This window comes from Cupriavidus sp. FW305-46 (assembly GCF_058787075.1).
Genome location: NZ_JBYSZI010000001.1, coordinates 201,940 through 217,092 on the forward strand (window position 1 = coordinate 201,940; position 15,153 = coordinate 217,092).

Annotated in this window: 12 protein-coding genes; 6 read left to right on the forward strand and 6 right to left on the reverse strand. The window is 66.0% G+C overall.

The window, feature by feature from the left end:
* Positions 1 to 67 precede the first annotated feature (67 nt).
* Positions 68 to 1,738, reverse strand: a complete 1,671-nt coding sequence (locus AC3WON_RS00900) for a phospholipase D family protein (RefSeq protein WP_492350887.1) — start codon at positions 1,736 to 1,738, stop codon at positions 68 to 70.
* A 409-nt stretch (positions 1,739 to 2,147) separates the two neighbouring features.
* On the opposite strand from AC3WON_RS00900, the gene AC3WON_RS00905 reads away from it, so the two are divergent.
* Both AC3WON_RS00905 and AC3WON_RS00910 read left to right on the forward strand, forming a co-directional pair.
* Positions 2,148 to 3,683, forward strand: coding sequence for an amino acid permease (locus AC3WON_RS00905; RefSeq protein ID WP_058697403.1), 1,536 nt, complete (start codon positions 2,148 to 2,150; stop codon positions 3,681 to 3,683).
* Between the two features lie 71 nt (positions 3,684 to 3,754).
* Entirely contained in the window at positions 3,755 to 5,431 is a 1,677-nt protein-coding gene (locus AC3WON_RS00910) for an amidohydrolase (protein WP_492350888.1), read from the forward strand.
* Between the two features lie 101 nt (positions 5,432 to 5,532).
* Here the strand turns inward: AC3WON_RS00910 and AC3WON_RS00915 are convergent, their stop codons facing one another.
* Complete coding sequence (locus AC3WON_RS00915) at positions 5,533 to 5,778, reverse strand: type II toxin-antitoxin system RelB/DinJ family antitoxin (RefSeq protein WP_492350889.1); 246 nt, start codon at positions 5,776 to 5,778, stop codon at positions 5,533 to 5,535.
* Between the two features lie 232 nt (positions 5,779 to 6,010).
* Between AC3WON_RS00915 and AC3WON_RS00920 the strand changes: the two genes are divergently transcribed.
* Entirely contained in the window at positions 6,011 to 8,173 is a 2,163-nt protein-coding gene (locus AC3WON_RS00920) for a TonB-dependent siderophore receptor (RefSeq protein WP_492350890.1), read from the forward strand.
* A 56-nt stretch (positions 8,174 to 8,229) separates the two neighbouring features.
* Here AC3WON_RS00920 and AC3WON_RS00925 read toward each other — a convergent pair whose 3' ends face one another.
* From AC3WON_RS00925 to AC3WON_RS00940, 4 genes are all read right to left on the reverse strand, one after another.
* Positions 8,230 to 9,207, reverse strand: a complete 978-nt coding sequence (locus AC3WON_RS00925; RefSeq protein WP_492318236.1) for a Bug family tripartite tricarboxylate transporter substrate binding protein — start codon at positions 9,205 to 9,207, stop codon at positions 8,230 to 8,232.
* 83 nt (positions 9,208 to 9,290) lie between these two features.
* Positions 9,291 to 10,106, reverse strand: a complete 816-nt coding sequence (locus AC3WON_RS00930) for an enoyl-CoA hydratase (protein ID WP_492318235.1) — start codon at positions 10,104 to 10,106, stop codon at positions 9,291 to 9,293.
* On the reverse strand, positions 10,103 to 10,846 hold the full coding sequence (locus AC3WON_RS00935) for a FadR/GntR family transcriptional regulator (protein WP_492318234.1): 744 nt from the start codon (positions 10,844 to 10,846) through the stop codon (positions 10,103 to 10,105). The genes AC3WON_RS00930 and AC3WON_RS00935 overlap by 4 nt, the downstream gene beginning before the upstream one ends.
* Before the next feature lie 65 nt (positions 10,847 to 10,911).
* Positions 10,912 to 12,093, reverse strand: coding sequence for a CaiB/BaiF CoA transferase family protein (locus AC3WON_RS00940; protein ID WP_492350891.1), 1,182 nt, complete (start codon positions 12,091 to 12,093; stop codon positions 10,912 to 10,914).
* Between the two features lie 307 nt (positions 12,094 to 12,400).
* Between AC3WON_RS00940 and AC3WON_RS00945 the strand changes: the two genes are divergently transcribed.
* From AC3WON_RS00945 to AC3WON_RS00955, 3 genes are all read left to right on the forward strand, one after another.
* Positions 12,401 to 13,924 carry an NCS1 family nucleobase:cation symporter-1 gene (locus tag AC3WON_RS00945; RefSeq protein WP_492350892.1) on the forward strand — a complete coding sequence of 508 codons (1,524 nt, stop codon included), beginning with the start codon at positions 12,401 to 12,403 and terminating at the stop codon, positions 13,922 to 13,924.
* 58 nt (positions 13,925 to 13,982) lie between these two features.
* Positions 13,983 to 14,717: an aspartate/glutamate racemase family protein gene (locus AC3WON_RS00950; protein ID WP_492350893.1), complete on the forward strand. Its 735-nt coding sequence runs from the start codon at positions 13,983 to 13,985 to the stop codon at positions 14,715 to 14,717.
* Positions 14,718 to 14,755: 38 nt separating this feature from the next.
* A partial coding sequence (locus AC3WON_RS00955) for a polysaccharide deacetylase family protein (RefSeq protein WP_492350896.1) occupies positions 14,756 to 15,153 on the forward strand: 398 nt, incomplete at its 3' end.

The window sequence follows — 15,153 nt, forward strand, 5'->3', positions numbered from 1 at the left end:
ACGAAGCGGAAAACCATACGCCCAAACCCGGGTTCAGGAAAGGCGCGGTGCAGCACCGCAGTCAGGTTTACAACTCTTCCTTGATCGGGAGCACGCGCAGCACGCCAATGCCCAGATGCTGCAGCGGACCCATGCCGGGTTCGCTGTCATAGACCATGAGCTGCCCTTTCTCGCGCGTGGTCCAGGTCAGGCGCCGGTTGCCGCCGTCGCCATCGGTCTGCATGCCGACGCGGTAGGCCATGTCGAGCAGCCCGTGCTCGGTGGACTTGATCATGCGCTCGGCCAGGGCCGGGCTGTCCAGCACGACGCCCATCTCGGTATTGAGCTTGGCCGAGCGCGGGTCCATGTTGAGCGAGCCGATGAATACCAGGTGCCGGTCGACGATGTAGTTCTTGGCATGCAGGCTGGCGCGGCTGGACGACAGCCATGAGCGCGAGCGCGAACCGCGCGCGGCCTTGCCGCTGCTTGCCAGTTCGGCGTAGGCGCTGGGCTTGAGCTCGTACAGCTCGACGCCCGCGGCCACCAGCGCCAGCCGGTGCGGGGCGTAGCCGGCATGCACCGGGCTGACATCGGTGGCGGCAAACGAGTTGGTCAGGATGCGCACGCGGATGCCGCGCTTTGCCAGGGCGATCAGCCAGGCCTCGCCGTCGTCGTCCGGCACGAAGTACGGCGAGATCAGCAGCACTTCCTTCTGCGCGCCGTTGATCATTTTCTCGAGCCGGGCGGTGGCGTGCCCGGGGTCGTCGTCGGTCTGGTGCGTAATCTTGGCGGCCTTGTCGGAGACCACGACAGCCTTGCCGCTGTAGGCAGGCATGCGGCCGCTCTCGATGCCCTTGGCCAGGCCGGACTCCAGCAATTCCTTCACGTAGGGGCTGGCGACGGCCTGGTCGCCGCGTGCTTCCAGGCCCTTGCGCAGGCTGCGCATCTCCACCGGCGCTTCCTTGCCTGCGGGGATCAGCGCCACCACCGGGTATGAGGACTGGTCGTTCCAGTATTCGTCGAACACGGCCGATACCTGCGGTACCGCCGGTCCGGCAATCAGCACATCAAGGTCGCTGAAATCCATGTCGGTGCGCGCGGAGAAGTAGGCATCGCCGACATTGCGCCCGCCCACCAGCGACATCTGGTTGTCCACCGTCATCGACTTGTTGTGCATGCGCCGGTCCAGCCGCTTGAAGCCTGCCAGCATTTCCAGCCAGCGCACGCTGCGGTTGGCAAACGGATTGAACAGGCGCACCTCGATATTGGGATGCGAATCGATGGCCGACAGGATTTTGTCCATGCCGCCGGTATGCAAGTCGTCGAGCAGCATGCGCACGCGCACGCCGCGGTCGGCCGCGTCGATGATGTCGCCCAGCACGGCGGCGCCGGTGCCGGTGGTTTCGAAGATATAGGTCTGCAGGTCCAGGCTGCGCTGCGCCGCACGCGCCATCGCCAGCCGCGCAGCGAGCGCGTCGGGCCCGGACGACAGCGGATAGAACAGCGATTCGCCGGGGCGCTGGGCAAGGCGCGGCGCCAGCACCTTGCCCAGCGGAGTATCGGCGGTACTGGCCGGGGCGCTCGAGGGGGTGCGCTGCGCCGAGGCCGGCAGGCTGGCGCACCCTGCCAGCAGCCCGGCCGCCAGCGCCGACCCCAGCATGGCCGCCGTCAGCCGGCGCAGGCCCCGGCTGGCGCCCGCGTGCGCCGCGGCACGGCTTGACCGGGTATCGAACGGAATATGGCAGAGCGTCTGGAACATCCGTAAGGTCCCCCTGCGGCGGGATGGAATGGAGCTGGCCCCGCGCGCCGGCCGGCATGCAGCGCCTGCTACCTCGCACGATATACCGCGCGCCGCTGCCGTGGCAGCGGTGCCATTCCTGTTCCGCGCCGGGTGTTTGTCCTACACCTCATTGCACAGGCACGCGGCGACGCGGCGGATGCAGCACACCTGGCGGCCCACAGCCCGCGCAGCGGCTTTCCCTGCACAGCGATTTCTCTTATGATGCCGCCCAATATACCGGCCGGTAGAACCGGGAGGAGGCACTGGCGGCGGGCCGCCGCGACCCGTGCGGCTGGCGCTTCGGCACAGCTTGCCGCCTCTCGGCGATGCCGGCATAGTTGCGCGCCTTCGCGCCTTTTGTCCTGGCGCGCGCCCAGACCGGATCCTGATGTCAAGCCAACCTTCCCAGCCCACCTCTTCCGGCGCCCCCGCGCCGACGCTGCGCCGCACCCTGCGGGCACGCCATCTCACCATGATCGCCATCGGCGGCTCGATCGGCACGGGGCTGTTCGTGGCCTCGGGTGCCACCATCGCGCAGGCCGGCCCCGGCGGCGCGCTGGCCGCCTATATCCTGATCGGGGCGATGGTCTATTTCCTGATGACCAGCCTGGGCGAGCTGGCGGCCTATATGCCGGTGTCGGGCTCGTTCGCCACCTATGGCGCGCGCTATGTCGATGAAGGCTTCGGCTTCGCGCTCGGCTGGAACTACTGGTACAACTGGGCGGTGACCATCGCCGTGGAACTGGCCGCGGCCCAGCTGGTGATGCAGTACTGGTTCCCCGACACGCCGGGCGTGCTGTGGAGCGCGCTGTTCCTGGGCCTGATGTTCCTGCTCAACGCGATCTCGGTGCGCGGCTTCGGCGAGGCCGAGTACTGGTGCGCGCTGGTCAAGGTGGTGACGGTGATCGCCTTTATCGGCATCGGCACGCTGATGATCTTCGGCATCCTGCGCGGCGACGTGTCGGCCTCCCACGGATTGGCCAACCTGACCACCGGCGACGCGCCCTTCGTCGGCGGCCTGCCGGCGCTGATCGGCGTGGCCATGATCGCCGGCTTCTCGTTCCAGGGCACCGAGCTGATCGGCGTCGCCGCCGGCGAATCGGCCGATCCCGCCAGGAACATCCCGCGCGCGGTGCGCCAGGTTTTCTGGCGCATCCTGCTGTTCTATGTGCTGGCGATCCTGATCATCGGCATCCTGATCCCCTACACCGACCCGAACCTGCTCAAGAACGACGTGCAGACCGTGGGCGTCAGCCCGTTCACGCTGGTGTTCCGCCATGCGGGCCTGGCCTTTGCGGCAGGCGTGATGAACGCGGTGATCCTGACCGCGGTGCTGTCGGCCGGCAATTCGGGCATGTATGCCTCCACCCGCATGCTGTACAACCTGGCCACCGAAGGCCGCGCGCCGCGCATCTTTGCGCAGCTGACGCGCAACGGCGTGCCGCTGATGGCGCTGCTGGCCACCACCGCGGTGGGCGCGCTGTGCTTCCTGACCTCGCTGTTCGAAAGCAGGTCGGTCTACCTGTGGCTGCTGAACCTGTCCGGCATGACCGGATTTATCGCGTGGCTGGGCATTGCGGTCAGCCATTACCGCTTCCGCAAGGGCTTTGTCGCACAGGGGCTGGACCTGGACCGGCTGCCTTACCGCTCGCCGTTCTTCCCCTACGGGCCGATCTTCGCCTTTGCGCTGTGCCTGATCGTGACGCTGGGGCAGAACTACCAGGCCTTCACCAGCGGCAAGATCGACTGGGTCAGCGTGGCCGCCACCTATATCGGCATCCCGATCTTCCTCCTGATCTGGCTGGGTTACCGCATTGCGCGCAAGACGCGCTTCGTGTCCTATGCCGAGATGCAATTCCCCGCCCTGCCGGCCAGACGCGATGCCGCCCCGGCCCGCGCCGCCGTGCCGGCAATCGGTGAATAAGCGCCAATCCCGGGCGCTTCACAACCAGCAGTACACAAAAGCAAGAAAGCACAACAACAAGGAGCATCGCTTTGAAGAAAGCAATCCGCATGAGCATGCTGGCGCTTGGCGCCTGCATGGCACTGAGCCTGTCCGCGCACGCCGCGCCGACGCTGGTGGAATCGGTGCAGGGCTATACCCTGAAGCAGGACAAGATCACCAGCTTCACCGGCCTGGTGTTCGACCAGGGCAAGGTGCTGGCCACCGGCGACGCCGCCGCGCTGCGCGCGCAGTACCCCGATGCCAGACGCATCGACGGCCACGGCAAGACCCTGTTGCCGGGCCTGATCGACGCCCACGGCCATGTGTTCCGCCTGGGCTTCAAGACCACCGAGATCTCGCTGTCCGGCACCAGGACGCTGGCCGACGCGCAAGGCATGATCCGCGCCTATGGCGACAAGAACCCGCAGCGCAAGTGGCTGCTGGGCTATGGCTGGAACCAGGTGAACTGGAAGCTGGGCCGCTTCCCGACCGCGGCCGAGCTGGACGCGGCGGTGTCGGACCGCCCGGTGCGGCTGGTGCGCGTGGACGGCCACGCCGCGTGGCTCAACACCAAGGCGCTGCAGGCCGCCGGCATCACGCGCGACACCAGGGACCCGGCCGGCGGACGCATCGAGCGCGATGCCAACGGCAACCCCACCGGCGTGCTGGTCGACAAGGCCATGGCGCTGGTCAACAGCGTGATCCCGCCGTACAGCGACGACGATCGCCGCGCCGCACTGGCCGCCTCGCTCGCGCACATGAACGCGCTCGGCCTGACCGCAGCGGGCGACGCCGGCGTGACCGTTGCCGAAGACAAGATCTACCGCGAGTTCGCCGACCAGGGCAAGCTGACCACGCGCATCTACGGCATGATCCGCGACACCGGCGACGACTTCAAGGCGCTGTCGGCCAAGGGGCCGCTGGTGGGCTATGGCAACGACCGCTACTACCTGCGCGCGGTCAAGCTGTATGGCGACGGCGCACTGGGCAGCCGCGGCGCCGCGCTGATGGCACCGTACTCGGACGACCATGTGCACAGCGGCCTGCTCTTCATGAGCGATGCCGCCATGCAGACCGCGGTCAAGAGCGCGATCAAGGCCGGCTACCAGGTCAACATCCACGCCATCGGCGATGCCACCAACCACCAGGTGCTGGATGCCATGGAAGCGGCCTACAAGGACGTGGGCGGGCGCCAGCTGCGCAACCGCGTCGAGCACGCGCAGGTGATCGCGCTGTCGGACATCCCGCGCTTCAAGACGCTGGACCTGATCGCCTCGATGCAGCCCACCCACGCCACCAGCGACATGAACATGGCCGAAGACCGCGTCGGCAAGGACCGCATCAAGGGCGCTTACGCCTGGCAGACGCTGCTCAAGCAAGGCACCGTGATCGCGGGCGGCTCGGACTTCCCGGTGGAATCGGCCAACCCGTTCTACGGCCTGCACGCCGCGGTCACCCGCACCGACCATGAAGGCCGCCCGATCCGCGGCTGGCATCCGGAAGAGGCCATGACCCTGCCGCAGGCATTCCGCGCCTTCACGCTGGACGCGGCCTATGCCGAGCACCAGGAGAAGACGCTGGGCTCGCTCGAAGCCGGCAAGTGGGCCGACTTCATCCTGGTCGACCAGGACCTGTTCAAGGCCAAGCCGGCAGACATCTGGAAGACCCAGGTGCTGGAGACCTGGGTGGCGGGTGAGCGGGTGTACGCGAAGGACGGCAAGCGCTGAGCGTTTCCCACGCATCCCGCGCGCACGCGGTAAATCTCACCCGCTAGCCATGGCTGGCGCTCCCCCTCCCGCACGCGGGAGCGGGGAGCTCACAGACCGCATCAGTCGCCTGCACGGCAGAGATCGGCCCTCAGATCGTCCAGCGACTCAAACCTGCGCAACCCGCCGGCCCGCGCTTGCCTCAGCGCAGCAATAGTCGCCGCATTTGGCGTCATCAACGCCAAGGGAAGTGCCTTGTCGGTTGCTATGCGCTTCAACAGCATGCGCACTGCGTCGGACACCGTCAGGCCCATCGCTTCCAGCACGGCAGAAGCCTTTTCCTTGGGTTCGCAGATCAATCCGGACACGAATGTTCGACATGGCCATGGCAGGCTCCAGTGATCGATAAGGGAGTCAGGGAGCCTAGCGCGAACGGCTACGCCAGCCATCCGTTGCTTTCACCGCAACACCCCTTCCCACACCTTGACCCTCGCAACCGGCTTAGGCATCATTCGGCCTTTTCCTAAATGCGAATTATTCGCATTTGTATCTACATTTACATACAGGTTTGCCTGTCTCCTGCCCTCTGCGGGTCCCCTCATGAATCGTCAAGTCATTCGCGCCGCGCGCCTGCGCGCACCGAAACCCCGCCATCTCGCCGTGCTGGCGCATCTGGCCGTCCTGGCCGGCTTCCCGGCAACCGCCGCGCTGGCGCAGCAAGCCGCGGCGCCAGCGGAGGCGCAGTCGCTGCCCGCGGTGACCGTCAGCGCCTCGGCGGTCGACGATTCCGGCCTGCAGCTTGAGAAAAAGGCCAGCACCGGCGCGCTGGGCTCGCGCACGCAGCTCGACACCCCGTACTCCACCACCATCGTCACCGGCGAAGACCTGGCCGACCGCCAGGTGGCCAAGCTGGGCGATGTGTTTGCGATGGATGCGTCGGTCAGCGACAACGGCAACGGCTACAACAGCTGGTCCAGCTACCTGAGCGTGCGCGGCCTGCAGATCGACTGGCAGAACGGCTTCAAGATCAACGGGCTGCCGTTCGTGGCCTACGGCATCACGCTGCCCTATGAGCACATGGAGCAGGTGGAACTGCTCAAGGGGCTGCCGGGCTTCATGTACGGTTTTGCCACCCCGGGCGGCATCGTCAACTACGTCACCAAGAAGCCGACCGACACCTTCACCGCCTCGTTCGAACTGGGCTACCGCGCCGCCAATGTCTGGAGCGAGCACGTCGACCTGGGCGGGCGTGCCGGCCCGAACAGTATGTTCGGCTACCGCCTGAACGTGACGCACGAGGAAGGCACGCCCTACAACGCGCGCAATATCAAGCGCGACAGCGTCTCGCTGGGCCTGGATGCGCGCCTGACCAGGGACCTGACCTGGACCTTCGACTCGATCTACCAGGACCGCCGCGCCACTGGCCAGATGCCGTCGTTCAGCCTGTGGAGCTACGGCGACGCGGCCCTGCCGGCCGCGGTGTCCGGCCGCATCCGCAACTTCGCCGGTGCCGACCAGCACCTGAACACCAACCTGCAGCTGTACAGCACCGGCCTGCGCTACCAGATCAATCCTGACTGGGCGGCCAGCACCAACTACAGCTTCACCAAGGTTAACCGCAGCCGCAACGAAAGCACCTACAACCTGCTGAACCAGGCCGGCGACTACAGCGACCAGCGCTACGACACCGCGCAGAACCAGCAGGTGGGCCAATGGCAGGCGATGCTGGAAGGCAAGTTCCGCACCGGGCCGTTCGGGCACCAGCTGGTGGCGGGCCTGTCGTGGCAGAAGCAGATCGACCGCTATGACAACAACGGCTTCGGCGCCGTCATCGGCACCGGCAACATCTTCGAGCCCAACACCAACACGTACTACAGCTCGACCGCCTTCAACAAGGTGCGCAACAGCGACATTACGCAGAAGTCGGTGTTCGCCAGCGACACCGTGCAGCTGAGCGAGCGCTGGTCGGTGCTGGCCGGCCTGCGCGTGACCAACTTCGAGCAGAACGGCTACGTGCCGGTCAGCTCCAGCTACAGCAAGAACGGCGTGGTCACGCCCACGCTGGCGCTGATGTTCAAGCCGGTGCCCACGGCCACGGTCTACGCCAGCTACGTGGAAGCGCTGGAGCCCGGCTCGATCGTGCCGGATGGCTACACCAACGCACGCCAGCTGCTCAGCCCGATCCGCAGCAAGCAGTATGAAATCGGCGTCAAGGCCGACCAGGCCGCCTGGAGCGCCACCGCCGCCGCCTTCCGCATCGAGCGCGGCGCCGAGTACGACAGCATCAACGGCGGCGTGCCGACGCGCCAGCAGGACGGCACCTCGATCTACCAGGGGCTGGAACTGGCCGGCGTGTACCGGCTGGGCCCGCAGTGGGAATTCGGCGCCAGCGCGATGTACCTGGATTCGTACTACGACAAGGGCCTGGCCAACAACGGCAAGCGCGTCGCCGGTGCGCCTGACCTGGTGCTGGCGGGACGCATCAGCTACCGCGTGCCCTTCGTGCCAGGCCTGCGCCTTGGCGTCGATGGCAAGTACACCGGCAATACCAAGCTGAACGCGGGCAATACGCTGGACGCCGGCGGCTACACGGTGTTCAATCTCGGCGCGAGCTACAACACCCGCGTCGCCGGCAAGGACCTGACGCTGCGCGCCGCGCTGAACAACGTGACCAACAAGCGCTACTGGGGCTTCCAGTACGAGAACTACATCCAGCCGGCCGATCCGCGCAGCGTGAGCCTGACGGCGAAGATTGCTTATTGAGATTGGCCGGACCGCAAGGCCGCCCGCAGAAGCCCCGCTTCCGCAGGCGCCTGCCTTCAGTCAACCTTGACGTTCAGGTCTTTCACCACGCCAGCCCATTTGGCCAGCTCGGCGTTGACGAAGCGGCTGAGCTCAGCCGGGGTGCTGCTGGCCGGCGTCGCCCCTTCCCCGTTGAAGCGCTGAACAAGCTTCGGCGACGCCAGTGACCTGGCGACGGCCCGGTTCAGCGCATCGATCACCGGCTGGGGCGTATTCTTCGGTGCCAGCAATGCATTCCAGGTATTGATCTCGAAGCTGCCGAAGCCCGGCACTTCACGCATGGCGGGAACATCCGGCAGTTGCGGCGACCGCTCCCTGGTGGTCACGGCGATGGCGCGCAGCCTGCCGGCCTTTACCTGCGGCAGGGCGCCAGGCAGCGTGGCGAAGCTCAGTTGCGTCTCGCCGGCGATCACCGAAGTATTGGCAAGCGCGCCGCCCCGATACGGCACATGCACCAGTTTGGCATTGGCGCTCTGGGCAAACATCGCGCCGGCCAGGTGGACGGGCGAACCGTTGCCGCTGGATGCGTAGTTCAGCTCTCCCGACTTCTTCCGGGCCAGCGTCACCAGGTCAGGCACGTTCCTGGCGGGCAGGTTCGGGGTCGTGATCAGCACGAGCGGGATCGAGGCGACCATGCTGACGGGCGCAAAGCCGCTGACCGGCTCGTAGCCCAGCGTTTTCTTGTACAGGGCTGGGTTGATGCCGTGGCTCGACACGGTTGCCATGAACAGCGTATAGCCATCCGGCGCCGACTGCTGCACATAGGCGGCGGCCGAGTTGCCGGCCGCGCCGGGCTTGTTCTCGATGATCACCGACTGCTTCAGCTCGCTGGCCAGTTGTTCGGCCAGCGCCCGCGCCAGGATGTCGGTCGTGCCCCCGGCCGCATAGCCCACCACGATACGGATGGGCTGTTGCGGATATTGGGCCGCCGCGTGCCCTGCCAGGCCCAGGCCGGCCACGGCCATCGCGAGGACAAGCCTCTGCTTCGTGTTCATGCCATGTCTCCTCTCTTTTGTATGTGTCCCCACGTCATGCGTGGCGGCATTGCCGATATTCCCGGATCTCCGGGATGTAACGCTTATTGGCCCTTGAAGGCGGGGCTGCGCTTTTCGGCGAAGGCGCGCTTGCCCTCGCGGTAATCGTCGCTGGCGAAGCACTGCATGACGAGCTGCTGCATGCCCGCGATATCGACCTGCGGGCCCAGCTGCTGCAATTGACGAATCATGCGTTTGCCGGCGCGCAGCGTGAGGGGCGCGTTGGCGGCAATCTGGTCCAGGCGCGCCTGCAGCGCCGTGTCGAGGTCGGCCGCATCGGTCACGTGGTGGACCAGGCCAAGGGCCTTGGCGTCCGCCGCCGCATAGCGGTTGGCGGTCAGGAAGATTTCGAGCGCATTGGCGGCGCCGACCGTGCTGACCAGATTCCGGATTGCGGTGAGCCGGTAGCCCAGGCCGAGCTTGCCGGCCGGGATGGCGAAGGTGCTGTCGGCCGACGCAATCCGGATATCGCAGCACAGGGCAATATTCAGGCCGCCGCCGATGCAATAGCCCTTGATCCTGGCGAGGGTCGGCTTGGCGTAGTCGTAGAGGGCCAGCTGGGCGGCCTCGGCCACTTGCTCATAGGCCGCGACGGCCTCTTCGCCGGAGCGCAGGCTGTCGAACTGCGCGATGTTTGCCCCGCTCACGAAGGCGCGTTCTCCGGCGCCAGTCAGCACTACCGAGCGCACTTCGTCGTCCTGCTCGAACGCTGCGAGCGCCTGGGGCAGTGCCGCCCACATGTCGAACGAGACGGCGTTGTGGCGGCCAGGGTCGTTGAAGGTAATCCAGCCGGTGCGGCCGCGTTTTTCGACCAGCAGGGTATCGGTAATCTCGCCTTGCAGTATGCGTGTCGTGGTCATGTTGTCTTTCCAGGCGCTCGGGCCTTATGTCTTTCAATACCGTTGGTCAAGTGGTAGCGCATGGCGGCGCGCGCCTGGTCGGCGTTCCCCGCGGCAATGGCGTCGAAGATCGCGTGGTGCTCCTGCTCGACTTCCGCGATGCGCGTGGTCCCGGTCGAGGTGGAACGCAGCGTGCGCACGGAGTCGTGGAGCACATGGCTCAGATGCGCCATCAAGCGGATGAAGTACGGGTTGTTGGTCGCGTTGCCGACCGCGAGGTGGAAATCGAGTGCGGTGTCCGCGCCCTTTTCCCAGTCTCCGCCCGCTTCATCGACCTTCGCCAGCGCCAGTCGCAGCGCCTCCAGCTGCGCGGGCGTGCGGAACCGCGCCGCCAGCGCGGCCGCGCCCGATTCGATCTCGACGCGCAGCTGGAAGACATGCTCGAGCGCATCCTCATGCAGCAGCTCGTCGGTGACGATCTCGAAGTTGCGCTGCCCGATGCCCTGCGCCACGAACGTGCCGGTGCCGCGCCGGGTTTCAACGTAGCCGGCCAGCTTCAGGCGCGCGATGGCCTCGCGCACGACATTGCGGCTCACGTCGAACGCGGTGGCCAGCTCGTTCTCGGTGGGCAGCTGCTGCCCGTGGGCCAGGGTCCCGTCCAGGATGCGCTGGCGGATCTGGTGCGCGATCTCGTCGGGCAGGTTGTCCGGCCGGCGCAGGCTCGTGAATCCGCGAATCTCCATGCCAAGTTGGGCCTTCATCAGAATCTCCGTCATGTCCGTGGCCCCGGAAGCGGGGCAATCATGGCGGATATGGTAGCGCCCAATCAGATGACCCCCTGCACTGCAAGCGCTTCGATCCGCGCGGAATCCAGGCCGAGCAGCGAACGGTACACGTCGTGGTTGTGCTCACCGCTCTCCGGTGCCGGCGCCAGTTCGCCCAGCGAGGTCCGGCTCAGGATCACCGGCTGGCCGACCACGGAGATCGTGCCCAGCCTGGGGTGCTCGATGGGCTGGCTCATGCGCAGATGTTCGACCTGCGGATCGGCGAAGGCCTCGTTCATGCTGAGGATGGGGCCGCACGGCACCCCTTCGCGATTCATGCGGGCGATCCATTCCTCGGTGGTGCGCGTGCGCGTGCGCTCGGCGATCGCGGCGTTCAGCGCCGGGCGATTGCGGGCACGCAACGGCACCGTCAGGAAGCGCTCGTCCGCGATGAGTTCAGGCACGTCGAGCACCTTGCACAGCCGCGCGAAGATGTCGTTGCCCATGGCGGCGATATTCATGTAGCCATCCTGCGTCGGGAACACGCCGGTCGGGCTGCTGGTGGGATGATCGTTGCCGCTCTGGCCCGGCACCTCGCCATTCATCAGCCAGCGCATGGCCTGGAAGTCCATCATCCACAGCTGCGATTGCAGCAGGGAGGTCTGCACCCACTGGCCCTGGCCGGACACTTCGCGTTCCAGCAGCGCCACCATCAGGCCGATCGCGCAGAACAGGCCGGCGGTCAGGTCCGCAACGGGAATCCCCGCGCGCATCGGTCCGCGCCCGGGTTCGCCCGTGACCGACATCATGCCGGAGATTCCTTGCGCGATCTGGTCCAGGCCCGGGCGCTCGTGGTACGGACCATCCTGCCCGAACCCCGATACGCTGCCATAGACGATGCGCGGATTGACCTTGCGCAGCGACTCATAGTCGATGCCCAGCTTGAACTTCACGTTGGGCCGGTAGTTCTCCACCACCACATCGGCCTTGCGCACCAGTTCCAGGAACAGCGCGCGCCCCTCCGGATGCTTGAGGTTGAGCGTAATGCTCTGCTTGTTGCGATGGGTGTTCTGGTAATCGGCAAATTGCGCCGAACCGCCAGGCTTGTCATCGGGCGCCTGGCCCGGCTCTTCGATCTTGATGACGGTCGCCCCCCAGTCGGCGAACTGGCGCACGGCGGCCGGACCGGAGCGCACGCGCGTGAGGTCAAGTACGGTGAATCGGGAAAGCGGACCATGCCCCATAGTTATCTCCAATTTTGTCTCTTTGCCAGGCATCTACAGATGGGATGTTGGACATCCTATATTCAGGATCTGCACGAATCAAGCCGGGGGTAAACCCCTGAGGACATCCCGGAGTGGACGAAAAGACTTCAGGGAAAGCGAATGTTGACAATCACGAAACCGTGATCTACAACATCGTCTACACACCAAATCAATTTTGTAGACAATTTTGTAGTCAATAAAAAGCAGCTTTCCACCGGCGCACACCAAAGAGCCAAACGGCCGCATGTCGCCTATCGTCAAGACACACATCTGCCAGGAGACTCAGATGATGCAAACGACCGCAACCCCCGCCGACGCACCGCAGGTGCAGGCGGGGCATGCCGCACACGGCAACGCCCTGATCAAGCCGGGCTATGACGAACGCCTGACCAACGAGGACCTGGCGCCGCTGCGCAAGCAGACCTGGGGCACCTACAACATCTTTGCCTTCTGGATGTCGGACGTGCACAGCGTGGGCGGCTACATCACTGCCGGCAGCCTGTTCGCGCTGGGGCTGACCAGCTGGCAGGTGCTGGTGTCGCTGCTGGTCGGCATCCTGATCGTGCAGTTCTTCTGCAACCTGGTGGCCAAGCCCAGCCAGGTGACCGGCACACCCTATCCGGTGATCTGCCGGGCCTCGTTCGGCGTGCTCGGCGCCAACATCCCGGCGGTGATCCGCGGGCTGATCGCAGTGGCCTGGTACGGCATCCAGACCTACCTGGCTTCCAGCGCGTTCCTGCTGCTGGCGCTGCACTTCTTTCCCGCGCTGGCGCCGTATGCCGACGTGAAGCTGCACGGCTTTGCCGGGCTCTCCACGCTGGGCTGGGGCGCATTCATGGTGCTGTGGGTGCTGCAGGCGCTGGTGTTCTGGACCGGCATGGAGACCATCCGCAAGTTCATCGACTGGGCCGGCCCGGCGGTCTACGTGGTGATGATCGCGCTGGCGATCTGGCTGGTGAACAAGGCCGGCTGGGAGAACGTCAATTTCACGCTGAGCTTCGTCAAGTACACCGGCTGGGAATCGGTGCCGGTGATGCTGAGCGCGATCGCGCTGGTGGTGTCGTATTTCTCCGGCCCGATGCTGAACTTCGGCGACTTCTCTCGCTATGCCAAGGACTTCAAGTCGGTCAAGCGCGGCAATTTCTGGGGCCTGCCGGTCAACTTCCTGGGCTTCTCGCTGCTGACCGTGATCACGACCTCGGCCACGCTGCCGGTGTTCGGCAAGCTGATCACGGACCCGGTGGAGACCGTCAGCCATATCGACAGCACCTTCGCCATGCTGCTGGGCGCGTTCACCTTCATGACCGCCACCATCGGCATCAATATCGTCGCCAACTTTGTTTCGCCGGCATTCGACTTCTCCAACGTCTCGCCCAAGCACATCAGCTGGCGCACCGGCGGCATGATCGCGGCCGTGGCGTCGATCTTCATCACGCCGTGGAACCTGTACAACAACCCGGCGGTGATCCACTACACGCTGGACGTGCTGGGCGCCTTCATCGGCCCGCTGTTCGGCATCCTGATTGCTGACTACTACCTGGTGCGCCGCCAGCATGTCGACGTCGACGACCTGTACACGCTGAACCCGCGCGGCCGCTACTGGTACCGCAACGGCTTCAACCCGGCGGCGGTGGCCACCATGATCCCGGCGGCCATCATCCCGATCCTGTGCGTGGTAGTGCCGGCCTGGCAGTCCGCGGCCAACTACAGCTGGTTTATCGGCATGGGCATTGCGCTGGTGCTGTACCGGCAACTGGCGCCGCGCATGATGCCCGGCCACTTCGGCAGCCGTGCCGCCAGCCAGGCCTGAGCTCCGGAACCATTTTTTCGACTGCACGATTTCGACCGCACTTAGCAGAGCCGCGCCCATGAAGCTGAAGATCATCAACCCCAATACCACCCAGAGCATGACCGACAAGATCGGGCAGTGCGCCGTCGCCGTGGCGGCACCGGGCACGCGCATCAGCGCGGTCAGCCCGCGCATGGGACCGGCTTCCATCGAAAGCCACTATGACGAAGCCCTGTCCGTGCCCGGCATCCTCGACGAGATCCTGGCCGGCGAGCAGGAAGGCGTGGACGGCTACGTGATCGCCTGCTTCGGCGACCCCGGCCTGTACGCCGCGCGCGAGGTGGCGCGCGGACCGGTGATCGGCATCGCCGAGGCCGCCATGCATATGGCCAGCATGGTCGGCAGCAGCTTCAGCGTGGTGACCACGCTGGCGCGCACCTGCAATATCGCCTGGCACCTGGCCGAGCGCTACGGCATGAAACGCTTCTGCAACAACGTGCGCGCCTGCGACCTGCCGGTGCTGGAACTGGAGCGCCCGGGCTCGGACGCGCGCCGCATCATCACCGAGGCCTGCCGCCAGGCGCTGGTTGAAGACCGCAGCGAATGCATCGTGCTGGGCTGCGCCGGCATGACCGACCTGTGCGACGAGATCGCCGACGCCATCGGCGCGCCGGTGATCGACGGCGTGGTGTGCGCGGTCAAGATGGCCGAGGCGCTGGTCTCGGTGCGCCTGGGCACCAGCAAGCGCGGCGACTGGGCGCGGCCGCTGCCCAAGGCGTATGCGGGCATGCTGGCCCCTTATGCGCTGAACTGAACCTTATGACTTCCCGACCCATTTCCGACTCCACCACCATGCTCCAGTCCCGCTATCCACGCGATCTCATCGGTTACGGCGCCCGGCCGCCGCACGCCCGCTGGCCGGGCGGCGCGCGCGTTGCGCTGCAGTTCGTCCTCAACTACGAAGAAGGCGGCGAAAACTGCGTGCTGCACGGCGATGCTGCCTCCGAGCAGTTCCTCTCCGAGATCGTCGGCGCCGCGGCCTACCCCGACCGCCACATGAGCATGGAGGGCATCTATGAATACGGCTCGCGCGCCGGCGTCTGGCGCATCCTGCGCGAGTTCGAGAAGCGCGGCCTGCCGCTGACCGTCTTCGGCGTATCGATGGCGCTGCAGCGCCATCCTGAACTGACCCGCGCCTTGGTCGAACTGGGCCACGAGATCGCCTGCCACGGCTGGCGCTGGATCCACTA

Excerpts from the sequence above, each read along its gene's own strand:
- AC3WON_RS00900 (WP_492350887.1), bottom strand. The coding sequence starts at position 1,738 with ATGTTCCAGACGCTCTGCCATATTCCGTTCGATACCCGGTCAAGCCGT.
- AC3WON_RS00905 (WP_058697403.1), top strand. The coding sequence starts at position 2,148 with ATGTCAAGCCAACCTTCCCAGCCCACCTCTTCCGGCGCCCCCGCGCCG.
- AC3WON_RS00920 (WP_492350890.1), top strand. The coding sequence starts at position 6,011 with ATGAATCGTCAAGTCATTCGCGCCGCGCGCCTGCGCGCACCGAAACCC.
- AC3WON_RS00925 (WP_492318236.1), bottom strand. The coding sequence starts at position 9,207 with ATGAACACGAAGCAGAGGCTTGTCCTCGCGATGGCCGTGGCCGGCCTG.
- AC3WON_RS00930 (WP_492318235.1), bottom strand. The coding sequence starts at position 10,106 with ATGACCACGACACGCATACTGCAAGGCGAGATTACCGATACCCTGCTG.
- AC3WON_RS00935 (WP_492318234.1), bottom strand. The coding sequence starts at position 10,846 with ATGAAGGCCCAACTTGGCATGGAGATTCGCGGATTCACGAGCCTGCGC.
- AC3WON_RS00940 (WP_492350891.1), bottom strand. The coding sequence starts at position 12,093 with ATGGGGCATGGTCCGCTTTCCCGATTCACCGTACTTGACCTCACGCGC.
- AC3WON_RS00945 (WP_492350892.1), top strand. The coding sequence starts at position 12,401 with ATGATGCAAACGACCGCAACCCCCGCCGACGCACCGCAGGTGCAGGCG.
- AC3WON_RS00950 (WP_492350893.1), top strand. The coding sequence starts at position 13,983 with ATGAAGCTGAAGATCATCAACCCCAATACCACCCAGAGCATGACCGAC.